Here is a 25,402-nt window from a genome sequence, read left to right on the forward strand (position 1 = left end):
GGCGCGCCCGTCGGGCGTCAGTCCTTCTTGAAGCCCCGGTGCAGGGCGACGATCCCGCCGCTCAGGTTGCGCCAGGCCACCCGCGACCAGCCGGCCCCGCCCAGCCGCTGCGCCAGGGCCGGCTGGTCGGGCCAGGCGCGGATGGACTCGGCGAGGTAGACGTAGGCGTCGGGGTTGGAGGAGACGGCCCGGGCGACCGGCGGCAGGGCGCGCATCAGGTACTCGGTGTAGACCGTGCGGAACGGCGCCCACGTGGGGTGCGAGAACTCGCAGATCACGATGCGCCCGCCGGGCCGGGTCACCCGGTGCATCTCGCGCAGCGCGGCGTCCGTGTCCTGGACGTTGCGCAGCCCGAAGGAGATGGTGACGGCGTCGAAGCTGTCGTCCTTGAACGGCAGCCGCGTCGCGTCCCCGGCGGTGTAGGGCAGCCAGGGCTGGCGCTGCTTGCCGACCTGGAGCATGCCCTGGGAGAAGTCGCAGGGGACGACGTAGGCGCCGGTGCGGGCGAAGGGCAGCGAGGAGGTGCCCGTGCCGGCCGCGAGGTCGAGGATCTTCTGCGCCGGGCGCGCGTCGACCGCCTTGGCGACCTCCTTGCGCCAGCGCCGGTCCTGGCCGAGGGACAGCACGTCGTTGGTCAGGTCGTACCGTTCCGCCACGTCGTCGAACATCGAGGCGACTTCGTGCGGCTGCTTGTCCAGGGATGCGCGGGTCACGGGCCCATTGTTGCAGGACGCCCTCCGGGCAGGAGCCGGGGTGCGCGCCGTGCCGCCACGTCCTCCACCCATCCGCACAGCAGCACGAACACCGCGATCAGCAGCCAGCCGACGCCGAACAGGAACCACTGGCTCTCCAGGGGCAGATACGCCTCGAAGGCGGGCACGTCCCAGCACCGGTCGATCAGCGGCACGGCCAGGATCAGCGCGATCTCGTGCCACAGGTAGACCGTCACCGCCCGGGCGTTGAGGACCGTCACGAGCCGGTCCAGGCGGCGGTGCCGGGCCAGGGCCGCGAAGCCGGTGCCGAGACGGGCCTTGGCGTACAGCAGCAGCGTCACGAACCCGGCGGACCAGAAGGCCTGCGCGAGCGGGTTCTCGTCCAGGTCGTACGTGCCGTACTCGGCCCGGTGCGCGAGGGCGTACCAGGCGCCGCAGGCCAGGGCGGCCGAGGCGAGCGGCAGCACCGCCGCCGGTTTCAGCCGGGCCAGCACGCCGTCGTGGTGCGCGAAGCCGAGGAGCCAGCAGCACAGGAAGGTCGCCAGGTCGGTGAGGACGCTGCCGAACCGGCCGTCCGGCGGCCGCCAGGCGTACGTGAGGGCGACGACCGGGACGAGGGAGGCGAGCAGGACGGGGCCGGGCGCGCGCCGGAAGAGCCGCAGCAGCGGCGGGGAGAGGAGCACGAACCACAGGTAGGTGCGCAGGTACCAGACGATCTCCCAGGCCTGTTCGCCCCAGGCGCTGCCCGGCGGGTCGCCGAGCGGGACGGCCCAGAAGACGATCTGCCATCCCGGCATCCAGCCGTGCACCAGCATCGCGCCGGTCACGAACAGGCCCCAGAACCAGAAGGGCGGCAGCAGCCGGCGGACCCGGCTCGCGAGCACCCCGGCCGCCGGGCGCCTGAGCGACCGGGCCATCAGGGTGCCGGCCAGGCCGAACATCACCCCCATGGACGGGAAGACCAGCCCGGCCCAGGCCCACTCGAAGGTGTGATAGGCGACGACCCGGACCAGGGCCACCGCACGGAGGGTGTCGAAGTAGCGGTCGCGGCCGGCCGGCGCCGCGGTGCGGATCCGCTCCGCGGCCACGGCGCCCTTGCGGTGGGTCCCCATCAACCGGTCCCCGCCGGGGTGCCGACCTCGCCCGTCCGCTTCAGCTTCTGCCAGCGCAGCCGGCCGCCGGTGAGGGCGGTGACGCAGGAGTGGATCAGGACGAGGTACATCATCTGCCGGTAGGCCAGCTGCTGCAGCGGCATCATCAGCAGGTACCGGTACTTCTCGCGGTCCAGGCGGAAGGCGTAGGCCGCGCACAGCAGCTGCACCCCGAGCACGGCCGCCCATGCCAGCAGGGACGCCCTGAGATCGACGAAGATCATCGCGTAGACGGTGAAGACGTCGATGAGCGGGGCGAAGACCGGGGTGACGATCTGGAACAGCACCACCAGCGGCATGCCCACCCGTCCGAAGCGGCCCGAAGGTCCCTTGTCCGTGAGGGACTTGCGGTGCTTCCACAGGGCCTGCATGGTGCCGTAGGACCAGCGGTAGCGCTGCGACCACAGCTGCTTCAGTGAGCCCGGCGCCTCGGTCCAGGCGCGGGCGTGTTCCTGGTAGACGACCCGCCACCCGGCGCGGTGCAGCGCGATGGTGATGTCGGTGTCCTCGGCGAGGGTGTCCTCGCTCATCCCGCCCGCCTGGAGCACCGCCTCGCGGCGGAACGCCCCGATCGCGCCGGGGATGGTGGGCATGCAGCGCAGCAGGTCGTACATGCGCCGGTCGAGGTTGAAGCCCATCACGTACTCGATGTGCTGCCAGGCGCCGATGACGGTGGTGCGGTTGCCGACCTTGGCGTTGCCCGCGACCGCGCCGACCTCCGGGTCGGCGAAGGGCTGCACGAGCAGGCGCACGGTGTCCGGCTCGAAGACGGTGTCGCCGTCCATCATGACGACGATGTCGTACCGGGCGCTGCGCACCCCGTGGTTGAGCGCGGCCGGCTTGCCCGCGTTGGCCTGGCGGATCACCCGGACGTTGGGCATGCCGAGGGACTCGGCGATCTCGGCCGTGCCGTCCGTGGAGCCGTCGTCGACGACGATGATCTCGATCGGATGGGTGCTGCGGGCCAGCGAGTGGAGGGTGTTGGCGATGCACTCCTTCTCGTTGTACGCGGGCACGATCACGCTCACCGGGCGCGTGACGTCCGGTCCCCAGCTGAACCTGCGCCGGTTGCGCTGCCGGTGGTGGCGGCGGGCGAGGATCAGCATCATCCCGAAGCGGCCCAGGACGGCCACGCCGACGACCATGAGGCCGGCGGACAGCGTGGGCACGGCAACCTCGGCGACCGCGACGGCCGCGATCAGGGCCCTGCCCTCGTAGAGGAGGGTGCCGGTGGCCCGGCGGTGGGCGGCCTGCAGACGCGTCCGCCCGTCGCCTTGGGCGGCGGGGGCCTGCTGTTGCTCTTGCTCTTGCTCTTGCTGGTTCAGGACGCCGCTGATGGTGGTGAAGGCGTAGCCCTTCGCCCGCATCTTCTCGATGTACTTCGGCAGCGCGGCGATCGTCTGGGAGCGTTCGCCGCCCGCGTCGTGGAAGAGGACCGAGGCGCCCTCGTTCTGCTCCGGCGTGGCCCACTGGACGATCTTCGCCACGCCCGGCCGCTTCCAGTCGTCGCTGTCGGTGTCGACGAAGACGCTGGTGTAGCCGTCCTGGCCGAGCTTCTCGTACACGGGCCAGCTGTAGTCGTCGATGGCGTCCGTCTGCGAGGAGTAGGGCGCCCGGAACAGGGTGGTCGTGATGCCGGCCGCGCCCGCGAGCGCCAGCTGGGTCTGCTCCATCTCGCGCCGGACGCGGGCCTCGCTCTGGTACGACAGGTCGACGTGCGTGAAGGTGTGGATCCCCACCTCGTGGCCCTGCTCGACCATGTCCTCGACGATGCCCGGGTGGCGCGAGACCATCGAGCCGACCAGGAAGAACGTGGCGGGCACGTCGTACTTCTCCAGGACGGCCAGCACCTGCGGCGTCCAGGTCGGGTCGGGGCCGTCGTCGAAGGTCAGCGCGATGGTCTTGTCCGGGACCGAGACGGTCGTGGCCCGTCCGCCCCGGAACGTGACGATCGGCCCGCCGTCCAGGATCTCGTCGGGTACGTCGCTGGAGCTCGCCCCGGTGCGCACGCGCTGGTCGCCGCCGACCTCGGCGCGCAGATAGCCGTCCAGGAGCATCACGCAGACCAGCGCGAGCAGGAGCAGCAGGGCGAGGACGACGCGCGGCCGCTGCAGCGCGGCGGCCTTGCCGGCGGCCCGCTCCATCCGGGAGGGGGCGCGGCGGCGGCCGCGTGAGGGGGTGGTCGTGGTCATTCGGCGGCCCCGGTCAGTCGGAGACCGCGGCGGCGGACGCCGGGGCGGAGACGGACGCGGACGGCCGCGGGAAGGGAACGGCGGTGCCGGTTCCCGTCCCGGGCGGGGCCGTCGGGGCTCCCGGGCCACCCGGGCCGCCGGGGCCGCCGCCGGGCCCCGCACCCGCGAACGGCAGCAACTGTGACGGCGTCAGCGAGGTGCCCCAGCCCATGAAGGCCGCGCCGAGGACGGCCGCGTACCCGAGGCAGACGGCCCCCAGGACAAGGCCGATCCGGCGCAGCAGCCGGGCGCGGCGTCCGGAGGTGTCGACGAACACGGGGCCTTCGGGGGACCCGTTGCCGCGTTTGCGGCGGCGACCGCGCGAGGCGCGGTTCTCGATGGCGGGCTCGGAATGCATTCCCCGGACACTAGGGCGGCTTCTGTGCCCTAAACTCGGGTTTCCTTGTGAGCGAGCCGTGAGAAAGGACCCAGGCTGTCCTTTCTCTGAGAGTTCTCGAGAACGCCGACGGAACGCGTCCTGTACCCCCACCTTCGTGAGACGTTTGCGGCTGGGAAACGTATTGAACCTTGACCCCTGAGGTCTCACGAGAGAGGGAGCGCGCCGTATGAGGAGTCTGCGGAGACGGGCCGCCGCCGTCGGCTGTCTGATCGCCCTCGCCGCCACGGGCTGTTCGGGCCAGGACGGCCCGGCCCGCGCGGCCCCCTCGGCGACGGCGGCACCCGGCGCCCCGTCCGCCGCCGGCACCTCGTACGCCCCGTACGTCAGCGCCACCGAGGCCGCCGGCACCGACACGGCCGGCTCCCCCACGACGTACAACCTGGCCTTCGTCATAGCCGGGGGCAGTGACTGCACCCCGCGCTGGAACGGCACCCGCGCCCTCGGTGACCCGGCGGTCGCCTCCCGCGTCGCGGCGCTCAAGGAGGACGGCGGCCGGGTCCGGGTCTCCTTCGGCGGCGCCTCCGGGAAGGAGCTCGCGGCGAGCTGCGACAGCGTCTCCGCACTGGCGGCGGCCTACGGCGAGGCCCTGGACGCGGCCGGCGCCACCCTGGCCGACTTCGACATCGAGGGCGACGACCTGTCCGACTCCGCGTCCGTGGCGCTGCGTTCGCGGGCGATCGCGCGGTTGCAGGAGGAACGGGACGATCTGGAGGTCTCGTTCACGCTGCCGGTGATGCCCTCCGGTCTGGACGCCGACGGCCTGGCGCTGCTCGCCTCGGCCAACGACCACGGCGTGCGGGTCGCCACGGTCAACCTGATGACGATGAACTACGGCCCGTCCTACGACGGCGACATGGGCGGCTACGCGCTCACCGCCGCGAAGGCCGCGCACCGGCAGCTGAGGAAGGTCTTCGGCACGTCCGACGGCGAGGCCTGGCGAGGCATGGCGCTCACCTCGATGATCGGCGTCAACGACGTCGCGGGCGAGACCTTCACGCTCGCCGACGCGGCCGAGGTCCGTGCCTTCGCCGAGGAGAAGGGCATCGCCTGGGTGTCGATGTGGTCCACGGCCCGGGACCGGCAGTGCGCGGCCGGCACCGACACCGCTGAGGCGGCCACCGACTGCAGTGGGGTGAAGCAGAGTTCGGGCGCGTTCGCGGAAACCTTCGCGGGCTGAGGGGCCTTCGCCGGATGAAGGGCCTTCGCGGGCTGAGGGATCTTCGCGGGCCGAGCCCCGGCGTCAGCGGGCCCGGTAGACCAGCCGGCCGGCCAGCACGGTCGCCACGCACGTGACCGCGCCGCGCTCGCACAGGGCCGTCTCGTCGGGCACGTCGAACACGGCCAGGTCGGCCCGGCCGCCGATGGTGAGCGGGCCGTGGACCGTGCCCCGGAGGTCGTGGCCCTCGGCGAACGGGTCGAGGACGGGCCGCTCGCCGAGCAGTGTGCCGGGGGCGTCCGTCGTGCCGACGACGCTCAGGCCGGAACGGGCGACGGCCATGGCCACCAGCGGGTCGCGGAAGCGGGCGCCGGGCGAGGCGACGGCCGTCGTGCCGTACCGCAGCATCCGCTGCACGCCCCGCCGCACGCTGCCCGCCCAGCGGGTCTCGTCCAGCTCGCCGAGGGCGGCCAGCCGTTCGCCCCACAGGGGTTCCTCGCCCAGTTCGCCGGCCTCGCGCGGGTCGGGGTGGTAGCACCGGCGCAGCAGCCACAGCGGGTGCCACTGGCGCAGGCCCGGTGTGAGCACGCCCGGCCAGCGCCGCACGCGCGCGCCGGGCGTCTCGTCGGCCACGTCCTCGTACGGTCCGACGGCCGTGATCCGGTCGCCGTCGACCGCGACCGCTCCGTCCGGGACGGGGTCCGCGCCCGCCGGCAGGACCAGCGGGGCGGTGTGGATCGTCAGCACGGTCGGGTCAGTTGGACGCCAGCAGCTTCAGCTCGGGGTGAGCCGTGCCGCCCTCGATGGCCGTGGAGGAGATGTGCGAGACCACGCGGTCGTCGACCGGGTCGTTCGCCGGGTCGTCGTGCACGACGAGGTGCTCGTAGGTGGTGGAGCGCTGGGCCGGGACCCGGCCCGCCTTGCGGATGAGGTCGATGATCTCCATCCGGTTCGACCGGTGCTTGGCACCGGCCGAGGACACCACGTTCTCCTCCAGCATGATCGAGCCGAGGTCGTCGGCGCCGTAGTGCAGGGAGAGCTGGCCGACCTCCTTGCCCGTGGTCAGCCAGGAGCCCTGGATGTGGGCGATGTTGTCCATGAACAGCCGCGCGATGGCGATCATCCGCAGGTACTCGAAGAGCGTCGCCTGGGTCCGGCCCTTCAGGTGGTTGTTCTCGGGCTGGTAGGTGTACGGGATGAACGCGCGGAAGCCGCCCGTGCGGTCCTGGACGTCGCGGATCATGCGCAGGTGCTCGATGCGCTCGGCGTTGGTCTCGCCGGTGCCCATGAGCATCGTGGAGGTGGACTCCACGCCCAGGTTGTGCGCGATCTCCATGATCTCCAGCCAGCGCTCGCCGGACTCCTTCAGCGGGGCGATGGCCTTGCGGGGCCGCTCGGGCAGGAGCTCGGCGCCGGCGCCGGCGAAGGAGTCGAGGCCGGCGGCGTGGATGCGCTGGATGGCCTCCTCCACGCTGACCTTGGAGATGCGGGCCATGTGCTCGACCTCGGAGGCGCCCAGCGAGTGGATCACCAGCTGCGGGAAGGCGTCCTTGATGGCCTTGAAGTGCTTTTCGTAGTACTCGACGCCGTAGTCCGGGTGGTGCCCGCCCTGGAACATGATCTGGGTGCCGCCCAGCTCGACCGTCTCGGCGCAGCGGCGCAGGATGTCGTCGAGGTCGCGCGTCCAGCCCTTGGCGGTGTCCTTGGGGGCGGCGTAGAAGGCGCAGAAGCGGCAGGCCGTGACGCAGACGTTCGTGTAGTTGATGTTGCGCTCGATGATGTACGTCGCGATGTGCTCGGTCCCCGCGTACCGGCGCCGCCGTACGGCGTCGGCGGCGGCCCCCAGCGCGTGCAGCGGGGCGTCCCGGTACAGCACGAGCGCCTCGTCCGGGGTGATCCGCCCACCGGCGGCAGCACGGTCGAGGATGGGCTGAAGGTCGGCCTTCTCGGTCACCGGGCGTCCCTTTCGTAAGGGTTCTGGACGGACCCGCCCAGCGTACGCCAGGGGCCGCACGGACCGGACGCCAGGCTGCGCGGGGGCGGGATCGGGCCGTCCGAAGCGGGGGCGGGGCGCGCCGTGTGGAGGGCACGGAAGCCGGGCGGGAAGATCACCGGAAAAGGCGTCGGGCATCCGCCCCTGTTCCGGAGGTTCCCCATGATCGAGTCCAGTGGCCGGGAAGAGCTCCAGGAGTTCACTCCCGCCCGGTACCCCACCCGGCTGCGCCGCATGGCCGGCGCGCATCGGAGCCTGCCAGTGGCCGGTTGGACCCGGTTGCTCGGTGCGCTGCTCGCCGCGTACGGCCTGTACGTGGTGTGCCGGGTCGCTGCCGGCATCGGCGGATGACCCGCGCCCGGCGGCAGCGGCCGGGTCAGGCCGCGTACGCGCCCGTCAGCAGGCCCAGGAGTGCTCCTGTGATCAGGAACGGGCCGAACGGGATGGCCGTTTTGCGGGTGGCCCGGCGGGTGAGGATCAGGGTGAGGCCGTAGAGGGCGCCGAGGAGGAAGCCGGCGAAGGTGCCCAGCATGACCGTGGGCCAGCCGTACCAGCCGAGGACCGCGCCCGCGCCGAGGGCGAGCTTGACGTCGCCGAAGCCCATGCCCGCGGGGTTGACGAGGAAGAGGACGAAGTAGCCGCCGCCGAGGGCCAGGGAGCCGAGCAGGGTGGTCGTCCACTGCCCCGCGTGCTCGGGGACGAGGGCGGTGAGCCCGAGCAGGGCCAGCGCTGCCGCGGCGAAGGGAAGCGTGAGCGGGTCGGGCAGGCGCCGGACCCGGAAGTCGACCACGGTGAGCAGGACACCGACCGGGGCGAGCAGCAGCCAGACGCCGATCTCGGGGCGGGTGCCGGTCGCGGCGGCGAGGGCGGCGCAGACGGCAGCCGTGGCCAGGGCCAGGGGGATCGTGCGCGGACCGTACCCGCGGTCCGCGCAGTCCCGGCAGGAGGCCGGGCCCAGCCAGCCCCTGACCGGGTGCCCGCCGGGGCACTCCCCGAGCCACGGCTCCCCCGAGGGCGCCGAGAACCGGTAGGCCGCCCGCGGCAGCACGGCTCCCGCCGCCGCGCCCCACAGCGCGGCGGCCAGGACCAGCAGCCCGGTGCTCATCCCGCCGCGGCGATCGCGTCACGCCACGTCGGCAGCAGCTCGTCGAGCAGCGCCTCCGTGCGCGGCGGCAGCCCGCGGGCCCCGCTGCGGCGGATGAGGTCGGTGGCGAGGGCCGTCAGCCGGTCCGCCTCGCCGGTGGCGTGGGTCGCGCGCAGCAGCTCGTGCCACAGGCGCTCGTCCTCCGGGGCGGTGCGCAGCGCCGCGTTCAGCGCCTCGATGGCCTTCTCCGCGCGGCCCTTCTCCATGTGGAACGCGCACAGCGCCAGTCCGGTGTCCGCGACCAGCAGCGGCAGTTGCGCGTCGACGATCTCGTGCGTGAGCCACCGGTAGCGCCCCTCGGGCCGGTCGGCGAGCAGCGGCCCGCGCACCAGCACGAGCGCGTCGGTGAGCAGCCGCCCGCGCACGGCCCGGCTGCCGACGCCCTTGCCCTGCGTGGCCTCGTAGTAGAGGGACCGCAGCACGTCCAGGTCGGAGACGACGGACTTGGCGAGCGTGAGCCGCCCGCTGCCGTCGGTGCCCAGGCGGGGCGTGCCGTCCGGGTCGGCGCCGAGCCAGTCGCGCAGCCGGTCCAGCAGCGCGCCGCGCACGTCGTCGGTGACACCGCGCGGCCACAGCGCCGAGGACAGCACCCGCGGGTGCACGCCCTCGCGGTGCAGGAGCAGCAGCGCCAGCGCCTCGTGCAGCAGGGCGCTGCGGTCCCCGTCCGGAGTGTCCAGGCCGATGATCTCGTACGGCCCGACGAGCCGGGCGTAGACGGCCGGGCGTCCCTGCTCGCTGATGTCGACGAGGAACGGCGGCCGGTGGGCCGGGTCGCCCTCGGGCCGGCTCTCCGGGTCGGCCTCGACGAACAGCTCCACCACGGCGCGCTGCTGGGCGGCGGGCAGCAACTGGGCGTCGAGCTCCAGGCCGAGCAGCGGCGCGAGCAGCTTGCCCTGGCCGGTGATCTCCATCTCCCAGGCGGCGCCGGGCAGATCGCCGGTCTCGGTGCCGACGAGGTAGCCGATGCCCAGCCGGCTCGCGTCGGCGGCGAGTTCGGCGAGCTTGACCGCGTCCTCGGCGGAGGGCTGGGCGGCGAGCAGGACGAGGTGCGGGGCCCAACGGGTGTGCTGTGCGGGCCCGGTGCGGCCGGTGAGCACCGAGTCCTGCCCGGCGGCACCCAGCGCCCCGCGCCGCTGCCGCGTCTCGGCCTCCATGGTCTCGACGAGCGCCTCGACGTCCTCCAGGTGCCGGATCCGGTTCGGGGCCAGCGGCGTGAGGTCCTCGCCGAAACCGACGAGCGTGATGGTCATGCGGTCGGACCAGCCGTTGGTGGCCAACTCGGCGGCCACGGACGCGAAGACGGCGGCCCGGTCGGCCTCCCGGCCGGAGAGCGACACGATGCCGGGCACGGCCTCCAGGTTCAGCAGGAGTCGCGAGTCGTCCATGGTGCCGAGGCTGACGAGCCCCGGGTAGGGCGCGGCCGTGTCGACGTCGCCGTAGCCCTCGGCGTCCGCGCGGGCCAGCATCCAGAACGTCTGGTCCTGTCCCTGCTGCCAGGGCGCGGGCGGCTTGCCCGAGGGCTGGGCGAGCTGGAGGTGCAGGTCGCCGTTGCTGAGCCAGGCCGCGTACACCACCGGCAGGCCCCGGGACTCCTCGGCGAGGGAGGCGGCGAGACCCCGCAGCGACCGGTCGAGCAGCCGGACGCCCTCGGGGTCGGCGCCGACGAGCAGCGCGTCCTGGACGTCCTGCGCGTCCCCGCTCGGCGTGGGCGGCTCCATGCCGCGCCGTCCGCCGACGGAGCCGAACGCCGACTGCCACAGCGCCTGCCGGCGCCGCCGGCCGAGGGCGCCGAGCAGACCGGCGGCGAGCAGGGGCGCGGCCAGCAGCGCTTCGGGCAGGCCGAAGGCGCTCTCGGACTCGGTGGCCGCCGTGGCCTGCTGCCGGTCGCCGTCGGGGGCGGGCCGCTGCTGCTCGGGGACGGACACCTGGGCGGCGCCGGCGCCGGTCTGCCCGTGCTCACCGCCCCGGCCGCCGTCCTGGCCTCCGGTGGCCCCGCCGTCCTGGGCGCCGGCCCCGCCACCGCCCTGGGCGTGGTCGCCGGTCTGCGCGTAGTCGGCGATCTGCTGCTGCACGTCGGGCGAGACGTTCGGCGCCTCGTCGGGCATCTCGACGAGTTCACCGCCGCGCGCGTCGCCCGGCATCTCCATGATCCAGCCGGGCCGGATGAGGCTGGCCTCGGAGAGCTTGGACCCGTCCGGCTGCACCCGGTCCTTGTTGAGCTCGAAGATCTCCTTGTAGCGGCGCCCGTCACCGAGGTGGCGTTCGGCTATCTCCCACAGCGAGTCGTGGTGACGTCCCTCGGGCGGCTGGATGCGGTAGTACTTCGTGTCGCCCTGCCGGGCGGTGCTGCCGCCGGCGTCGGCGTGGGCGGCGGCGTGCGAGGCCTGCTCGGCGAGGGCGGCGGCGGCGCCGGAGGCCTGCTCCTGCTGCTGGGCGAAGATCCCGGGCGTGGCCTGGGCCGCGGCGACGGTCGGCTTCTGGTGGGCGTCGTACCCCTGCCCGAACTGCGACAGCCCCGGCGTGAGACTGGCCGCGGTGGCGCCGACGAGCAGCAGCGCGGCGACGAGCTGCCGTGCGAGCAGCTGACTGGGCCCGGCCCCCGGCACCCGGCCGGGCACGCCGACGCCCGACAGCGCGGCCTTCATCTCCACCAGCACGCAGGCGGTGAACTGCGCCCACGCGAACCACACGATGACGGTGAGGATGTTGAGGAAGGTGTGGACGGTGATCTCTTGCTGCAGCCAGTCCAGGCTCGGCACGCCGTCGGGCAGCGGCCATCCGATCTGCGTGGCGAGCGCGAGGGGCACGCCGACGAGGAGCACGGCCAGCGCGACGAACGCGAGGAAGGCCTTGACGAAGTCCCCGAACGACCGCCGCCGGATCCGCACCGGCTGCGGCGTCCGGTTCCTCGGAGCCGTCGTTCCCGTCGTGTCTCCCGTCGAGCTTGACGAGCTTGAGGTGCGGCGTCGCGGCATGGCGGGTGTCCTGGGGTCGAGGGGGGACGTACGTGGACTGCGTGAGGCCGAGCTGTGGGAGGTGGGTGTGCTGAGCCTACAGAGATCTTATGGACTCACCGTCGGGAGGCACATCAGGGCCGGGATACGGTGCTGGAACGATCAGGGTCCAGGACGTGCCGGACGTGAGGGAGACCGTCGTATGGGACAGGGCAAGAGCGATCTCGCGTTGCCGCTGACCGAGTTGGAGGGGTTCGGGCGCCGGCTGCGTTCTCTCAAGACCCGGTTGAATCACACCAAGAGGCTTTTCGAGTCCTACCAGGACGACATCGGTGACGGCGGCGTCAATGACGCGCTCGGGGATTTCGAGTCGAACTGGGAGGACGGGCGCGAGGACATCACCCAGCAACTCGACGCGCTGGCGAGTATGTCCGACGCCGTGGTGCGAGAGTTCAAGAAGCTCGACGACGAGCTCACCAAGAAGGTGAACGACGCCATGAAGACCGAGGACAAGCGGAAGAAGAAGTAGCCGCTGTCCCGAAAGGCAGGCAAAAAGGCCCCGGTTCCGACCGACCGGGGCCTTTTCGTGCGTCGCGACGCGTGCGTCAGGAGGCGACGGCGGCGTTGAGGTGCAGGTCCGCCGCGATGCCCTGCGGGGAGACGGTGAGGCCCACGCCGCCGCCGACACCGGCGGTCAGGCCGGCGGCCGTGGTCTCGACGTAGAGACCGGCGGCGGCGCCGGCACCCGCGGCGACACCCGCCTGGCCGCCGGCGATGCCGTCCAGCTCGGCGTCGGACATCTGGGCGGTCTCGATCTGCGGGGTGAAGGCCATGGGAGGCGGTTCCCTTCGTTTCAACAATGACGACGTGCTCAAGCGCGACCGATCAAAGCACGCGGGGATAACGGGCGGCCAGCCCGGAGTTGGGCGCGCGCGGTGGAAAAGGGCGCCCGCATTCATGAGTGTGGGCGTTCGGTCACCGGCCGGCCCGTTCCCTTCACATCATCCGCCGCATCGCGGTACACACCGGTGACGTACGGCGGGGGAAATGCGCCGGGACCCGTCCCCGGCCGGTCTTTTCACGACCTCGCGGTGAACGGTGTGCAGATCCCTGGAAGGTTCCGCCCGCAGTCGTCAGCCGACCTGGTTCTCCGCCACCGCCTGGCCACGCACGGTCACGTCGCCGCCGTAGAACATCCCGGTGAAGACCGGGGAGTAGGTGAGCTGCACCTCGACCTCGACCGCGTCGGCGTTCGCCGCGACGCAGTGGGTCGCCGCGATGTCCGCGCCCGTCATGTCCATCTCGCGGGCGAAGGCCTTCACGCGGGCGTCGCAGTTGGCGAAGTTGATGGGCGCCGGGCCGCCCTCGTTCTCGTACAGCGCCTCGCGGTCGATGTCCTGGGCGGCGTAGCGGGCGGCCTGTTCGGCGATGTCGGCGGCGCGTTCCCGCTTGGAGATGGACAGACCGCCGTCGATGACGAACGCGGAGAGGGAGAGGAAGACCAGCGCGAAGACGATGACCGCGCCGGCTCCCGAGCCGCGGTCGTCCAGGTGCGTGCGGCGTGCGGCCCACCAGGTCCGCACGGCCCGCGCAACGTTGCTCACGCCGACCTCCGGAACGGGTCGAGCGGGGAGCTGAAGCTGGCCGACAGCCGCGTCGGGATGTCCAGCCCGAGCATGGCCAGTCCCCGCACCTGGCAGCTCACCTCGACCGTGAAGATGGTGTCCGGCTCGAAGCCCTGGCTGGTCTGGACGACCGTGACGGGGCCGGAGCAGACGTCCGCCAGGTTGGCCTCGGCGGCCTTCCTGGCCTCGGCCATCGCCAGGGCGTGGTTCTTCTGGATGGAGCCCGCGCGGGCCGCGTCCCGGGCCGCGCCGTCCAGGGCTCCGCGGCCGTCCACGAGCTGCCCGAAGGCCACCAGGACGAGGATGAACAGGATCATCACCGGGGCGAGGATCACCACCTCGACGGTGGACAGGCCGCTGTCGTCGGCCGTCCCGCGGCTTGCCGGACGGGAAGAAGCGCCGGGCATCAGTTCCCCTCCTCCTGGACGAACCGCTCCACCGGGCCCATCGACTGGGCGTGCACCGTCAGGTCCAGCCCGGGGAAGACCGTGGGGACGCGTGCCTCGATCTCCACTCCCACGGTGTTCTGCTCCGGCTGCAGCATCGTCACGTCCGGCGACAGGACCAGCTGCGGGCCGAGCTGCCGGATGTAGCTGTCGACCACGTCCCGTGCCTCGCCCCGCCATCCGCCCGGCTGTTCGTCGGCGGTGGCGCGCGCCTTGCGCGCGCCCGCCTGGGCCGCCGCCTGGGCGACGTGGTCGGCGAAGAAGTACAGGGCGAACTGCACGGTCGCGAAGATCATGAAGAACAGGACCGGGGTGAGCAGCACGAACTCGATCGCGGTCATGCCCGAGTCGCCGCCGGCGGCCGCCCGTTCCCGTGCGGCCTCCACCCTGCGGCGTATGCGTCTGCCCAGCGCTGCCGGCATCCCCGTGAACCCCGTCGTCCTTGGAAACGTCAGCAGGTCTTGCCCGCGTCCGCGCCCTTGATGCAGTCGCCGACCTTGTTGGCGCCCTCGCTCAGCGCGGCGTTGATGATGGCGGCCACGACCCCGACGATCGCCACGACGACCGCGGAGATGATGACCCACTCGACCGCGGAGGCACCGCGGTCCAGCTCGCCGGAGCGGGCCCGCTCGGTGCGGGCCTGGAGGAAGGTGACCAGGAAGTCCACGGCGGGGATGCCGGTGTGGAAGGTGCGTCCGTTCATGACGTCTTGTCCTTTCGAGATCCGTTCGGAGGTTCTTCAGTTGGGAGGCCGGCTCACTTCACCTGGAACACCCGCATCGCCGCCGGAAAGATCAGGAACACCAGGAACCCGGCGCACAGCAGCAGCTGCGCCACGAGCATCGACTGGGACTTCTCACCCGCGCTGCCCTCGATCTCGGCGAGCTCGCGGTGCCGCATGGTCTCGGCCCGGGAGGCGAGGGACTCGCGCACCTTCGCGCCGTCGTCCGCGACGAGGGCCAGCGAGGCGGAGAGGTCCTTGAGTTCCTCCACGCCGATCTCCTCGCCGAGCGCGCCCAGCGCCTGCCACTGGCTGACGCCGGTGATCCGGGCGTCGGCCAGGGCGTTCCTGATGCGCTGGTTGGCCCAGCCGTCGGAGACCTCGGCCGCCGCCATCAGGGCCTCGGGCAGCCCGCGCCCGCCGGCCAGGCTCATGGACACCAGGTCGAGGTAGGCGCCGATCACGCGCCTGAGGTCGCGCCGCTTCTCGGCGGCGTCGCGCCGTACTTCGAGGTCGGGCAGGAAGAAGAAGACCACCGCGAACAGAAGCGCCAGCCACACCGGGATGATCGGGCTGCTGCCCACCCCGAGGGTCCACACGACGGCGAAGAGGAAGGGGCCGAAGAACAGGCCCGCCACCCCCAGCAGCACCTTGGTCGCCAGGAACTTCTCCCAGCTGCGCTCCAGGACCGCGAGGTCCGCGCGCAGCGAGCGCTGCTCCCAGCCCTGCTGGAGGTAGAACTCGCCGACTCGCAGGCCCACTTCGGCGCGCAGTGTGCCCAGGCGGCCCGTCTCACGCTCCACGCGCGCCGACTCGTAGGCCGAGCCGCGCGCCCGCATCGCGTCGATCCGCGCGACCTGCGCGACGGCGCTGCGCTTGCCGGGCATGAGGGCGCGGACGAGGGCGTAGAGGCCGAGGCCGATGACGGCGCCGACGACGAGCGGCATCGTGAGGTTCACCGGCGTGCCCCCTCTTCCTGCGGCAGCGTCTGCTGCGGCTGCTGCTGGGACGGCGTCCTGGGCCGGACGAACCGGACACCCGTCTGGTCGCGGACCAGGAAGCGCTCGGGCGTCTCGATGGTGGACAGCTTGCGCAGCCACCAGAAGCCGAGCGCGAACAGCCCGCAGACGCAGGCGAGGACGAGCTGGCCGACCGCCGTGCCGTACGGCTCGACGAAGTCGCGGTTGAAGATGGACAGGCCGAGGACGAAGGCGATGGAGACCGCGACGACGATCTGCACCGAGCGGCGGGTCGAGGCGCGCTGGGCCATGACCCGCTGGCGCATGTCGACCTCCTCGCGGGCGGACTTGGCCAGGGCGCCCAGCACCTGGCGCAGACCGGGCCCGCGCAGCCGGGCGTTGAGGATCAGGGCCGCGACGATGATGTCGGCGGAGGCGTCGTCGATCTCGTCGGCGAGCTGCTGGAGCGCCTCGGGCAGCGGGGTGCGGGCGCGCAGCCGGTCCACGAGGGCGTCGAGGTGCGGGCGCAGGACGGGGGCCGCGGCGCGGGCGGAGGCCGGGATGGCCTGCTCCAGGCCGACGGCGCCGGCGATGGTGTCGCGCAGGGACTCCGTCCAGGAGGCCAGGGCCTCCACGCGGCGCATGGCGGCCCGCTCCTCGCCGGCGCCGCCGAAGAGGCGGTCCCAGAAGAAGACGAGGACACCGGCGGCGATGCCGGCGACCGCCCAGCGGGTCAGCAGCAGCACGACGAGGCCGACGATCGCCGCGAGGGAGCCGCGCTGCCCGGCGAAGCGGATCAGTTCGCTCGCCCGCTGGGCGGCCTTCTGCTTCTCGTGGTCGGGCTTGACGGGCAGTCCGCGTACGGCGACGAGCAGCAGGGCGAGCCCGCCGCCGACGGCGACGCCGCTGCCGATCGAGTACAGGACCTCGGTGGAGAACAGGCCGCCCATGGAGCCGAGCGAGCCGAGTGCGGCGAGAGTCGTCGTGTTCATCCCCGGCTCACCCCCAGGTCCCGGTCGGCCGGTAGCCGTGTGCCATCAGTTCCTCCAGGCAGGCAAGGGGGGCGTGCGGCACGACCCGGCCGTCGGGAGTCTCGGCGAACACCTCGCTGGACAGGACGCGCCCGTCGACGCCGTTGACCTCCCGGACGGAGGTGACCATGCGCTGCAGTCGGCCGCCGTTGCCGAAGTTGTTGCGCCGCTGGATGAAGACGACGAAGTTCACGGCACCGGCGATCAGCATCTGGCTGGCCTCGATGGGCAGCCGCTCGGAGGCCTGCAGCGCGTAGGTGGAGATGCGGTTGAACACCTCGCTGGAGCTGTTGGCGTGGATCGTCGACAGCGAGCCGTCGTTGCCCTGGGACATCGCGTTGAGCATGGTGACGATCTCGTCGCCGAGGACCTCACCGACGATGACGCGGGAGGGGTTCATACGCAGCGAGCGGCGCACCAGCTCCGCCATCGAGATGGCGCCCTGGCCCTCGGAGTTGGGCAGGCGCTCCTCGAAGGCGACGACGTTGGGGTGCAGGTCGGGGAAGGTGTCGAGGCCGAGCTCCAGGGCCCGTTCGACGGTGATCAGGCGCTCGTGCGGCGGGATCTCGTTGGCGAGGGCGCGCAGCAGCGTGGTCTTTCCGGCGTTGGTGGCACCGGCGATCATGATGTTCTTGCGGGCCCGGACCGCGCAGGCCAGGAAGTGGGCGACCTCGGGGGTCAGCGTGCCGTTTCCGACGAGGTCGGAGATGAACACCTTGCCCATGCGCGCGCGGCGGATGGAGAGCGCCGGGCGCCGGGCCACGTCCATGACGGCCGACAGTCGCGACCCGTCGGGCAGCCGCAGGTCGAGCTGCGGGTTGGCCGAGTCGAACGGGCGGGAGGACAGACCCGAGTAGGCGCCGAGGACCTGGATGAGCTCGATGAGCTCCTCGTCGGTCTCGGCGACCGGGTCGCCCTTCACCTCGCGGCCGTCGGCGTACCCGACGAAGACCTGGTCGCAGCCGTTGATGTCGATGTTCTCGACCTCGGGGTTGTCCAGCAGCGGCTGGAGCCGGCCGACGCCGAACAGGGCGGCGTGCACGGCGGCCGCGTACTGCTCCTCGGTCTCGGCGTCCAGCGGCGTACGGCCCGCGTTGATCTCCGCGCGGGCGTACTCCTCCAGGATCTGGGCTATGACGGCCCGGGCGTACTGCCGTTCGTCCTCCGTGGACATCGGAGTGACGTTGTTGAGCTGGTCCTGCCGGCGCTGTTCGGCGATGCGGTCGCCGGCGTCCTGACGGAACCGCTTGACCAACTGGTGGTCGACAGCGGTCATGTGCCGGCCCCCGCGTGGCCCTGCGTGTGACCCGCCTGCTGGTGCGGGACGTGCGGGGTCTGCTGATGCGGGACGTTCGGGCCCTGCTGGGCGTGCTGGGCCTGGCTCGGGGCCTGCTGGGCGTGATGAGCCTGGCCAGGGGCCTGCTGGGCGTGATGAGCCTGGCTCGGGCCCTGCTGGGCCTGGTTCGCCTGGGCGGAGGCGGCCCAGGCGGCGCCGTACTGCTGGTGGATGTCGGCGGCGACCTTGCGGGCCGAGCGGATCAGCAGCGACTTGTCGAGACGTCCGCGCCTGCGGCCGGCCAGCTGCTCGGCGCCGGCCGGGTCGTCGGCGATGGTGCCGAGCACGCGCGCGCCGGTCTGGGCGTGCACGAGCATGTCGTTGACCTGCGAGGCGAGCTTGCCCGCGGTACCGGTGTCGGCGATCAGGACGACACCGATGACCGGGTTGGCGAGGGACGCGGCGCCGCGCGGTCCGCCGTGCAGCTTGCCCGCGAGGGCGGCGGCCCGGTCGCGCACCCGCGCGAGGGACTCCGGCTCGGTGCGGGAGAGCAGCAGCACGAGCGAGGCGTGCGGGAACAGGTCGAGGGCCGGGGTGTCGCCGCTGATGCGTCCGCAGTCGGCGATGACGTCGGCGGCGGCGTGCGGGGAGTCGGCGAGGGAGGCGAAGGCGTGCCCGAGGGTGGGCCACAACCCGGCCAGTCCGGCAGCCTGTTCGGCGATGCCGAGCCCGACGAGCACCTCAAGACCGCCGCTGAGCGGCTGGACGTGGTCCCAGAGCTGGTCCGGCACCAGGCCGCGGCGCGCGGTCGCGGCGATGGAGAGCATGCCGGTGTTGGGGTTGAGCGGTCCGCCGTGCGCGGCCGCACTGCGGTAGACGAGGTCACCGCCCGCCGGGTCCGTCTCGGCGAGCAGGACACGCCGCGGCCAGACCGCCGCGAGGGCGACGGCCGCGGTGGTGACGCCGGGGGAACCCTTGTCGGCGGCGAGAGCGATGAGCGCCATGGGGTGGGTGCCGCCTTCTAGTTGCCGGGGACGTGCACGATGGCGACCTCGCCCGCGGCCGCCGCGGAGGCGAGCGCGGGCGCGTCGGCCTGGTCGACGAGGAGGGTGAGCGAGAGGTTGCCCGTGCTCACCGTGGCGTCGTCGTCCTCGGCGACGGTGTTGACGCGCGCGTCGTCGACGAGGGCACCGGCGGTGGAGGAGCTGCCGCCGCCCGTGCCGGAGCCGTTGCCGGAGTTGTTCGAGCCGGAGCTCGCCGCGCCGACGCGGTAGGCGGAGACGACGTCACCGGCCTTGATGTCGGAGGGGTACTGGCCCTCCTTCAGCGCGAGCCCGACGGAGGCCTTGCCAGCGGGGAGGCTGGCCTTCTTGGCGAACATCTCGCCGACGGCGAGGGTGCCCGGGTAGATCGTGGACTTGGCCTTGTACGTCTTGATGGCGTCGAGCTGCGCCCACTCGACGTAGTGGATGCTGTCGTCCTTGGCCACCATGACGGAGGTCACGTCGCTGTCCTTGAGGGAGTCCCCGGCCTGGACCTGGTTCTTCACCATGACGACCTCGATCCGGTCGCCGGCCTGGAGCACGAGCATCGTCGCGCCCAGCGCGCCCACGAGGATGAGCAGCACGGCGAGCGCGGCCAGTGCCGGTTTGCGCTCGCGAGGCGGCGTGGGAAGCCGGTCACCGACCGACGGCTGAGCCGGAGCGGCGGAACGACCGGCGCCCGCCCCCGTACGCTCTTGGATCTTCACGCAACCGCTCCCCGTACACCCAAGAAGTTACTGACCAAATGGGACACTCCGCACTTCTCGGCCCGCTGAAATGGTGCCTGAGCTGGCGGAATAGCCAGCGCCGAAGTGAGTGTCAAGCCAGGGCACCGTATCAGCCGCACATAGCCCCCTCAAGGCGCCTCAGGCCCCACCGACCCCGGGCCGCAGCCCGTTATCCCTCTGCAACGCCCGCCCGGTCGCGCCCCGTCCGCACCAGCCGGGCGAGGCACCGGCACCTGTGCATCAGCGAATCCAGGACGTCCCCAACCGCCGTTTCCGCGCCGCGGGTTGGCCACGTGCCGGACATCACGTCTGCACGATTCACTCACGAAGTCGGGACCGCGCCGTTACGGTCTCCGGCCGCTCTGCGACGCGACTCCGCAGCGGCCGAGCAGCCTGCCGTATCGCCCCGGAGCGCCAAACCTGTTCCAGCCGGGGCCGGTTGGGCCACAGCCGACCTGTAGCACTCGCGAAGCCCTTAGTAGAGTGCCGCGCGGACAGCGATCGGACCGCGGGGGGCTCACCGGTGGAAGCAGTCACGTCGAACCACGCGCACGCAGGGCGGATACCGCCGGCGAGCACCGGCCGCGGCCGCGCCCTGCGGCTTCTGCCGGCCCTCTGCCTGGCCCTCTGCGCGCTGACAGCGTTCTTCGCAACCGCCACCCCCGCCCGGGCCGAGACCCCCGCCGCCCCGACCCAGGCGGCCTATCTCGCCGACCGCCTGCGCGAACAGCCGGTCTACGTCACGGACCAACTGCCGCGCGCCGTCCCGCGCTCCACGGCCCCCGAGTTCGCGCGGCTCGCCGAGAGGACCGGCGTCCCGACCTACGTCCTGGTGCTGCCCGCCGAGAGCGTCCGGGACGGCAAGGAGCTGCTCGGGGCGGTCCACGACCGGCTGGGACGGGACGGGCTGTACGTGCTCGTCGACGACCACGGCGTGACGGACGCCACGGCCTTCGGGGTGCGCGCCCCGGCCGACGACGCCTGGAGCGCCCAGCTCTACGAACTCCCCTACGACGCGGGCCCGCTGCTGAGCTTCGAGCGGTTCGCGGAGGTCGTCGCCCAGGGTCCGGAGAAGGCCGCAGCCCGGGCGGAGGCGGCTCGCGCGAAGTACGAGCACGACGAGCCCGAAGCGATGTACATCGGTCCGTCCGACCGCCGCAACCAGTCCTTCCTCACGGGGATCCTGCTCTCGGGCGTACCTCTGCTGATCCTGCTGCTGGCGGCGTACGGACGCCGCCTGCGCCGCCGTTACGCGGGAGCCACCCGAAAGCCGGACCCCAGGGCAGGCCGGGCATCGGACGCCACGGCACACCAGAAGCCGGACCCCACGGCAGGCCAGGCACCGGACCCCACGGCACGCCGTGAGCCGGACCCCACGGCAGGCCAGGCATCGGACGCCACGGACCCCACGGCAGGCCAGGCATCGGACGCCACGGCTGGCCGTGAGCCGGACCCCACGACGCGCCGGATGCCGTCCGCGGCACGCTGGAGGCCGGTCCCCACGGCGCGCCGGATGCCGTCCGCGGCACGCCGGAGGCCGTCCCCGTCCCCCGTCGTCCGCGTCGTCGCCGTCGTCGCCGCGGCCGCACTCGCCGCCGCCGCGGTGGCCCTCACCGCCACCGCCGTCTTCGACCAGACCGCGTCCAGCGGGGTACGGCCGCCCGCCCCGGCCGAGATGTCCGCCCGGGCCGAACGCGTCGCGGCGGGCCTGCGGCAGGACCCCGTCTACACGGACCCGGAGAGTCCACGCGTCCTCGACGCCCGCCGGCTGGACCGCCTGCACCAGCGGATCGACGACTTCCGGCGCTCCGACGGCGGCGGCCCGGTGTACGTCGCGCTCGTGCCGCAGTCGTCCGAGAACGAGTCGGCCGGCGACACCGAGCTGTTCGCCGCCGCGGTGCACGCCAAGGTCGGCGAGCCCGGGGTGTACGTCGTCGCGGACCCGGGCGACGGCACGATCGACGCGTACAACCACGGCCTGCGCCTGGACGGCGACCGGCTGCTCTTCGACCTGCCGGACGACATCACGCTCGGCGACAGCAGGGCGGACGAGTCCGACGACCACCTCCTCGGCGAACGCCTCGACGCGCTGATGACCTTCCTCGACCGGACACCGCGCACGGACCGGCCGGTCGAGGGCCCCTCCCCCGCACCGGCCCCCAGCCCCGCCGAGGACAACGCCCTGCCCCCGCTGTTCGCCACCGACTTCTGGCCGGGTCTGCTGGTCGGCGCCTTCACGGCCTTCCTGCTCTCCGCCGTGCTGGCCGGGATCGCGGCGCTCGTACTGCGCCGGCGGCGCCCGGCGACGGAACCGACCCCGCACCTGCCCCTCACGGCACCGACGGAACCGTCGGCGTCCTACCTCCGGCGCACCGCGTACGCCGAGATCAGCGCCCTCACCCGGGAGTTCACCGAGCGCGACGGCGAGCCCCGCGCCTGGGACCGCCTCGACGCCGCGCTGCTCCTCCTCGACGGCGACCCCGGCCGTGCCCGCCGGCCCGGGACGGATCCGGCGACCCTGGTCACCGTGATCGTGCTGGCGCGGGCCGGCCGTGCCGCGCTCACCGGCGACGACAGCGAGCTGTGCTGCGGCGTCAACCCCCTGCACGGACGCGGCGTACGGCTCTCCCACGTCCGGGTCTCCGCCGAGGACACGAGCCGACGCCTGCTGCCCGTCTGCGAGCTGTGCCGCGACACCGCGATCGCCGACCCCCTCGGCATCCCGCCCCGGCTGCTGAGACTGCCCGCCCCGTCCGGCGGCGGCCGCGTCCCCTACTACGACGCCACCGACGGCCCGCTGACCGCCGTGCCCAGGGGCATCGCCCGGCTCGTCGACAAGGTGAGGGAGACGACCGGTGTCCACTGACGTCAAACGCGCCACCACTGCCCTGGCGGCACTGCTGCAGTGGGTGCCGAGCGGATACGGCTCGCTGACGCCGCCATCGAGCGGGTTCACGAGAGCGCGCTGCCCTCGGGGTCCGCACAGGGGAGCTACCAGGCACCGCAGTAGCGAATAGTCCCTACGGAGGCTCCGACCCGGTCTCGGCAGGAGCCCGACATGGCCGACTCCATGCGAGGCCCCATACCTACCGGCTTGATCCTGTTCACTCCGAAGTTCGCGGTGGTGAAACCGAAAACCACACCGATAACGTCAGTGCTCGTACTGCACGTCTGTCTGCTCACGGGGAGCCACTGTGAAGCGCCGCACCTTGCCCGCCGTCGTCACACTGACAGCGACGGCGGCCCTGCTGTTGACGGCCTGCGGCAGCGGGGACGACAAGCCCGGCGACAACCACAAGACCGCCGGCGTGGAACGGGGCGGCGCACAGACGCCGAAGGAGTCCACGAAGCCGTCGGCGGCGGCCCAGACCGAGGCCAAGCCGGAGGGCGTGGACGTCTCCCTGCCCAAGGACATGAACCTTGTCTTCGACTGGGACAGGCCGAAGGACGGGAACGAAGCGGCTGCGATGGATGACGCCGCGAACTTTTTCCGTGCGATCTACCGTGGCGTCGACAAGCGCACGACCGAGGACGCGGCCGTCGCGACGTACGCCACCGGCGATGGGCTGCACTACGCGAACACGCAGATCAACGCCTGGATCGACGGCGGCTGGACCGCCACCGGAACGCTGCGCCACTACGACGTGACCACCCGGTCCACGCCGAACGGCAAGTCGGTGGAGGTGGCGTTCTGCGCTGACTCGCAGAAGTTCTACGGCAAGGAGATCAAGTCTCAGAGAATCCTCCGAACCGAGCCCAGCCTCGAGGACTTCGATCACTACAAGATCGTCATGGCCAAGGTCCCCGCGGGCAAGGACCTGTGGCAGGCATCCAAGGTCTTCGTTAAGACAAAGGCGGCGCAGTGCCAGTAAGCGCCGCAGCATCGGAAAGGCGACGGCGACCGACGCGACAGCAAACGCCGTCGCGCGAGACTGCCCCAGGGCGCCGGCAAGCAGTCGGCCCCGGCCGAGCAGTGTGGCGCGCGATCAGGACACAACGTAGATCACACCACGCTCGATACACCCCGCTTTGGCCGTGTTTTGCGGGAAGTTCGCTCTGGCGAAACCGAGAACCTCACCGATACCTTCGGACCACTTGACTGAGCCTTTGTCTCACGGGGAGTCATCTTGAATCGCAGTCCTCTGCCCGCCGCTGCCGCACTCGCCGCGGTCGCTGCCCTGCTCCTGGCGGGCTGCGGCAGCAGCACCGACTCGTCGAAGGGCGCCGACAAGATCTCGGGTGCAGATCAGGACGACACGAACGACACGCATCCACCGAGCCCCAGCGCCTCGGGTGCGGCCAAGCGCCCGACGATCACGCTACCGAGCGATGTGAACAACGTCTTTGAGACATGGAAGACCGGAGACGCGGCCAAGGATGCGCTCCTGACGGACGTCAAGGAACGGATCAACGCGACCGACGCCGCCATCGTTGCGGGGAACCCGGACTCCGAAGCCCTGGAGTTCTATTACAAGGGCGAAGCCCTCGCCGACGCGGCCGAATGGGTACAGGGGTACGTCAATGACGGTAAGTCGATCACCGGGACCGTGCGCTTCTACAACCCGGACCTCCTGATGGTCGACAAGGACACTGCCGCCCTCGCCTACTGCGCCGACGAGAGCAAGGCATTCGACAAGGAGCGCAAGAGCAACAAGGCCGAGAAGAACCCTGTAAGCAAGGACTCTTACGTGGCGTACAACACCCGCGTACAGAGGACAGCGCAAGGCATCTGGCAGACCACGAGCCTCCTTTCGGACAGGGGGAGCGCGAAGTGCACTCCGTGACGTCACGGACAACCTTGCTCCTGGCCGGAATGACGGCTGCGGTACTGGCCGTGACCTCGGGTTCCGCTTTCGCATCACGGGGGGATGGCCGCACCCAGGGGGGTGACAGGGCGGCTGAGACGAGCGGCAACCGTTCAGGCAAGTACCTGACTTCGGTGGTTCGCTTCACCGGCAGCACGGTCGGCAGCAGCGGCGGTGGGTCCCGGCAGGTCACACCAGTGGGTGACTGGAGCCCGCCGGCGTGCTGGTACGAGCCGCGCACGGCCCAGGAGTTCTCCAAGTACGTCGAGGACAGTTACACCGAGACCATCAACACCCCGGGTCAGCACAGCTACGCCAAGGCGTCTGTCGGCCAGTTCCGCAACCGCTACAAGGACGGAACCTACAAGAACTACAACCTCGACAAGGCAGACGAAGGCAGTTGGTGGGTAGCCGTCCGCGACGAGGACAGGTGGATGGACCCGGAGGCCCAGGTCTGCGACAGGGACCCGTTCTGGGTGGAGACGGGCGACACCCCCGAGGTCCCCAACGCTGTGACCCCGCAAGTGCTCGCGGAACTCGCCTACAACCGCATTGAGTTGCCCTCGACGGAGGTCAGCCTTGCCCCTGAAGCGGCAACCAAGGTCAACCTCCCTACCTGGGCATGGCTGGACAAAGCCACATTCAAAGAGGTCTCGGTGACCGCGTCACTGGCTGCTGGAGGCGTGAACATCCAGGCGACGACCACCGCCAAGCCGGTGTCCCTCAAGCTCCAACCGGGCACCGAGGACGCCGAGACCTACCCCGCCTCCGGCGAGTGCGTCATCAACGCCGACGGCTCCATCGGCGAGCCGTACGCCAAGGGCAAGGCCGACCAGACCCCGCCCTGCGGCCTCAAGTACCTCCGCTCCTCCGGCAACGGCACGTTCAAGCTGCAGGCCACCATCACCTGGGACATCGCCTGGACAGGCACGGACGGCACGGGCGGCGACCTCCCGAACGGCACGTTCGGCAACGAACAAGCAGTCACCGTCCAGGAGATCCAGTCCGTCAACCGCTGATAACTGT

25 protein-coding genes are annotated in these 25,402 nt (G+C 71.9%); 7 read left to right on the forward strand and 18 right to left on the reverse strand.

Translation table 11 applies throughout. The features are described 5' to 3' along the window. Positions 1–17: 17 nt before the first annotated feature. From CHR28_RS29055 to CHR28_RS29070, 4 genes are read right to left on the reverse strand one after another with little or no spacing between them, the layout of a single operon-like run. Complete coding sequence (locus CHR28_RS29055; RefSeq protein ID WP_094056673.1) at positions 18–713, reverse strand: demethylmenaquinone methyltransferase; 696 nt, start codon at positions 711–713, stop codon at positions 18–20. Continuing rightward, the gene (locus CHR28_RS29060; protein WP_094056674.1) at positions 710–1,825 is read right to left on the reverse strand and encodes an acyltransferase family protein; all 1,116 of its coding nucleotides are present in this window, start codon (positions 1,823–1,825) and stop codon (positions 710–712) included. Before CHR28_RS29060 ends, CHR28_RS29055 begins: the two co-directional genes overlap by 4 nt. After that, positions 1,825–4,056 carry a bifunctional polysaccharide deacetylase/glycosyltransferase family 2 protein gene (locus CHR28_RS29065; protein ID WP_094056675.1) on the reverse strand — a complete coding sequence of 744 codons (2,232 nt, stop codon included), beginning with the start codon at positions 4,054–4,056 and terminating at the stop codon, positions 1,825–1,827. Before CHR28_RS29065 ends, CHR28_RS29060 begins: the two co-directional genes overlap by 1 nt. A gap of 13 nt (positions 4,057–4,069) precedes the next feature. Beyond that, on the reverse strand, positions 4,070–4,453 hold the full coding sequence (locus tag CHR28_RS29070) for a hypothetical protein (RefSeq protein WP_094056676.1): 384 nt from the start codon (positions 4,451–4,453) through the stop codon (positions 4,070–4,072). A 208-nt stretch (positions 4,454–4,661) separates the two neighbouring features. Here CHR28_RS29070 and CHR28_RS29075 point away from each other — a divergent pair, with 208 nt between their 5' ends. After that, the gene (locus tag CHR28_RS29075; protein ID WP_094056677.1) at positions 4,662–5,672 is read left to right on the forward strand and encodes a chitinase; all 1,011 of its coding nucleotides are present in this window, start codon (positions 4,662–4,664) and stop codon (positions 5,670–5,672) included. A gap of 63 nt (positions 5,673–5,735) precedes the next feature. Here CHR28_RS29075 and CHR28_RS29080 read toward each other — a convergent pair whose 3' ends face one another. Together CHR28_RS29080 and mqnC are read right to left on the reverse strand one after the other, a co-directional pair. Continuing rightward, positions 5,736–6,398, reverse strand: coding sequence for an amidohydrolase family protein (locus CHR28_RS29080; protein WP_094056678.1), 663 nt, complete (start codon positions 6,396–6,398; stop codon positions 5,736–5,738). Between the two features lie 7 nt (positions 6,399–6,405). Beyond that, positions 6,406–7,605 (reverse strand): cyclic dehypoxanthinyl futalosine synthase, encoded by a 1,200-nt coding sequence (gene mqnC, locus CHR28_RS29085; protein WP_094056679.1) that lies wholly within the window; start codon positions 7,603–7,605, stop codon positions 6,406–6,408. A 201-nt stretch (positions 7,606–7,806) separates the two neighbouring features. Between mqnC and CHR28_RS29090 the strand changes: the two genes are divergently transcribed. Beyond that, positions 7,807–7,995 (forward strand): hypothetical protein, encoded by a 189-nt coding sequence (locus CHR28_RS29090; protein ID WP_094056680.1) that lies wholly within the window; start codon positions 7,807–7,809, stop codon positions 7,993–7,995. A 25-nt stretch (positions 7,996–8,020) separates the two neighbouring features. Here CHR28_RS29090 and CHR28_RS29095 read toward each other — a convergent pair whose 3' ends face one another. Together CHR28_RS29095 and CHR28_RS29100 are read right to left on the reverse strand one after the other, a co-directional pair. Further along, complete coding sequence (locus CHR28_RS29095; protein WP_094056681.1) at positions 8,021–8,749, reverse strand: prepilin peptidase; 729 nt, start codon at positions 8,747–8,749, stop codon at positions 8,021–8,023. After that, a complete protein-coding gene (locus CHR28_RS29100) occupies positions 8,746–11,763 on the reverse strand; it encodes a BTAD domain-containing putative transcriptional regulator (RefSeq protein WP_094056682.1) in 3,018 nt (1,005 codons plus the stop codon). Before CHR28_RS29100 ends, CHR28_RS29095 begins: the two co-directional genes overlap by 4 nt. Positions 11,764–11,944: 181 nt before the next feature. Here CHR28_RS29100 and CHR28_RS29105 point away from each other — a divergent pair, with 181 nt between their 5' ends. After that, a complete protein-coding gene (locus tag CHR28_RS29105) occupies positions 11,945–12,271 on the forward strand; it encodes a hypothetical protein (protein WP_094056683.1) in 327 nt (108 codons plus the stop codon). A gap of 76 nt (positions 12,272–12,347) precedes the next feature. On the opposite strand, the gene CHR28_RS29110 is transcribed toward CHR28_RS29105, so the two are convergent. From CHR28_RS29110 to CHR28_RS29155, 10 genes are all read right to left on the reverse strand, one after another. Continuing rightward, on the reverse strand, positions 12,348–12,575 hold the full coding sequence (locus CHR28_RS29110) for a hypothetical protein (RefSeq protein ID WP_094056684.1): 228 nt from the start codon (positions 12,573–12,575) through the stop codon (positions 12,348–12,350). 300 nt (positions 12,576–12,875) lie between these two features. Then, the gene (locus CHR28_RS29115) at positions 12,876–13,346 is read right to left on the reverse strand and encodes a pilus assembly protein TadG-related protein (protein ID WP_256984471.1); all 471 of its coding nucleotides are present in this window, start codon (positions 13,344–13,346) and stop codon (positions 12,876–12,878) included. Beyond that, positions 13,343–13,774 carry a TadE/TadG family type IV pilus assembly protein gene (locus CHR28_RS29120; RefSeq protein WP_094056685.1) on the reverse strand — a complete coding sequence of 144 codons (432 nt, stop codon included), beginning with the start codon at positions 13,772–13,774 and terminating at the stop codon, positions 13,343–13,345. The genes CHR28_RS29115 and CHR28_RS29120 overlap by 4 nt, the downstream gene beginning before the upstream one ends. Further along, complete coding sequence (locus CHR28_RS29125) at positions 13,774–14,235, reverse strand: TadE family protein (RefSeq protein WP_094056686.1); 462 nt, start codon at positions 14,233–14,235, stop codon at positions 13,774–13,776. Before CHR28_RS29125 ends, CHR28_RS29120 begins: the two co-directional genes overlap by 1 nt. A gap of 29 nt (positions 14,236–14,264) precedes the next feature. Next, the gene (locus tag CHR28_RS29130) at positions 14,265–14,516 is read right to left on the reverse strand and encodes a hypothetical protein (protein ID WP_031107180.1); all 252 of its coding nucleotides are present in this window, start codon (positions 14,514–14,516) and stop codon (positions 14,265–14,267) included. 53 nt (positions 14,517–14,569) lie between these two features. Beyond that, a complete protein-coding gene (locus CHR28_RS29135; RefSeq protein WP_179272596.1) occupies positions 14,570–15,493 on the reverse strand; it encodes a type II secretion system F family protein in 924 nt (307 codons plus the stop codon). Continuing rightward, complete coding sequence (locus CHR28_RS29140; RefSeq protein WP_179272597.1) at positions 15,490–16,443, reverse strand: type II secretion system F family protein; 954 nt, start codon at positions 16,441–16,443, stop codon at positions 15,490–15,492. The genes CHR28_RS29135 and CHR28_RS29140 overlap by 4 nt, the downstream gene beginning before the upstream one ends. Before the next feature lie 49 nt (positions 16,444–16,492). Continuing rightward, positions 16,493–17,800 (reverse strand): CpaF family protein, encoded by a 1,308-nt coding sequence (locus CHR28_RS29145; RefSeq protein ID WP_094056716.1) that lies wholly within the window; start codon positions 17,798–17,800, stop codon positions 16,493–16,495. Further along, positions 17,797–18,804, reverse strand: a complete 1,008-nt coding sequence (locus CHR28_RS29150) for a hypothetical protein (protein WP_256984472.1) — start codon at positions 18,802–18,804, stop codon at positions 17,797–17,799. The genes CHR28_RS29145 and CHR28_RS29150 overlap by 4 nt, the downstream gene beginning before the upstream one ends. Before the next feature lie 17 nt (positions 18,805–18,821). Continuing rightward, positions 18,822–19,550, reverse strand: a complete 729-nt coding sequence (locus tag CHR28_RS29155; RefSeq protein ID WP_094056688.1) for a hypothetical protein — start codon at positions 19,548–19,550, stop codon at positions 18,822–18,824. A gap of 544 nt (positions 19,551–20,094) precedes the next feature. On the opposite strand from CHR28_RS29155, the gene CHR28_RS38575 reads away from it, so the two are divergent. From CHR28_RS38575 to CHR28_RS29180, 4 genes are all read left to right on the forward strand, one after another. Then, positions 20,095–22,437, forward strand: a complete 2,343-nt coding sequence (locus tag CHR28_RS38575; protein ID WP_256984473.1) for a hypothetical protein — start codon at positions 20,095–20,097, stop codon at positions 22,435–22,437. 328 nt (positions 22,438–22,765) lie between these two features. Beyond that, positions 22,766–23,443: a hypothetical protein gene (locus CHR28_RS29170; RefSeq protein WP_094056689.1), complete on the forward strand. Its 678-nt coding sequence runs from the start codon at positions 22,766–22,768 to the stop codon at positions 23,441–23,443. 255 nt (positions 23,444–23,698) lie between these two features. Then, the gene (locus CHR28_RS29175; RefSeq protein ID WP_256984474.1) at positions 23,699–24,355 is read left to right on the forward strand and encodes a hypothetical protein; all 657 of its coding nucleotides are present in this window, start codon (positions 23,699–23,701) and stop codon (positions 24,353–24,355) included. 29 nt (positions 24,356–24,384) lie between these two features. After that, positions 24,385–25,395 (forward strand): hypothetical protein, encoded by a 1,011-nt coding sequence (locus CHR28_RS29180; RefSeq protein ID WP_094056690.1) that lies wholly within the window; start codon positions 24,385–24,387, stop codon positions 25,393–25,395. Positions 25,396–25,402 lie beyond the last annotated feature (7 nt).

Source organism: Streptomyces sp. XY006, assembly GCF_002237655.1.
Lineage (GTDB): Bacteria > Actinomycetota > Actinomycetes > Streptomycetales > Streptomycetaceae > Streptomyces > Streptomyces levis.

Excerpts from the sequence above, each read along its gene's own strand:
- CHR28_RS29060 (WP_094056674.1), bottom strand. The coding sequence starts at position 1,825 with ATGGGGACCCACCGCAAGGGCGCCGTGGCCGCGGAGCGGATCCGCACC.
- CHR28_RS29065 (WP_094056675.1), bottom strand. The coding sequence starts at position 4,056 with ATGACCACGACCACCCCCTCACGCGGCCGCCGCCGCGCCCCCTCCCGG.
- CHR28_RS29070 (WP_094056676.1), bottom strand. The coding sequence starts at position 4,453 with ATGCATTCCGAGCCCGCCATCGAGAACCGCGCCTCGCGCGGTCGCCGC.
- CHR28_RS29075 (WP_094056677.1), top strand. The coding sequence starts at position 4,662 with ATGAGGAGTCTGCGGAGACGGGCCGCCGCCGTCGGCTGTCTGATCGCC.
- CHR28_RS29090 (WP_094056680.1), top strand. The coding sequence starts at position 7,807 with ATGATCGAGTCCAGTGGCCGGGAAGAGCTCCAGGAGTTCACTCCCGCC.
- CHR28_RS29095 (WP_094056681.1), bottom strand. The coding sequence starts at position 8,749 with ATGAGCACCGGGCTGCTGGTCCTGGCCGCCGCGCTGTGGGGCGCGGCG.
- CHR28_RS29100 (WP_094056682.1), bottom strand. The coding sequence starts at position 11,763 with ATGCCGCGACGCCGCACCTCAAGCTCGTCAAGCTCGACGGGAGACACG.
- CHR28_RS29105 (WP_094056683.1), top strand. The coding sequence starts at position 11,945 with ATGGGACAGGGCAAGAGCGATCTCGCGTTGCCGCTGACCGAGTTGGAG.
- CHR28_RS29110 (WP_094056684.1), bottom strand. The coding sequence starts at position 12,575 with ATGGCCTTCACCCCGCAGATCGAGACCGCCCAGATGTCCGACGCCGAG.
- CHR28_RS29120 (WP_094056685.1), bottom strand. The coding sequence starts at position 13,774 with ATGCCCGGCGCTTCTTCCCGTCCGGCAAGCCGCGGGACGGCCGACGAC.
- CHR28_RS29125 (WP_094056686.1), bottom strand. The coding sequence starts at position 14,235 with ATGCCGGCAGCGCTGGGCAGACGCATACGCCGCAGGGTGGAGGCCGCA.
- CHR28_RS29130 (WP_031107180.1), bottom strand. The coding sequence starts at position 14,516 with ATGAACGGACGCACCTTCCACACCGGCATCCCCGCCGTGGACTTCCTG.
- CHR28_RS29140 (WP_179272597.1), bottom strand. The coding sequence starts at position 16,443 with ATGGGCGGCCTGTTCTCCACCGAGGTCCTGTACTCGATCGGCAGCGGC.
- CHR28_RS29145 (WP_094056716.1), bottom strand. The coding sequence starts at position 17,800 with ATGACCGCTGTCGACCACCAGTTGGTCAAGCGGTTCCGTCAGGACGCC.
- CHR28_RS29150 (WP_256984472.1), bottom strand. The coding sequence starts at position 18,804 with ATGGCGCTCATCGCTCTCGCCGCCGACAAGGGTTCCCCCGGCGTCACC.
- CHR28_RS29180 (WP_094056690.1), top strand. The coding sequence starts at position 24,385 with ATGACGGCTGCGGTACTGGCCGTGACCTCGGGTTCCGCTTTCGCATCA.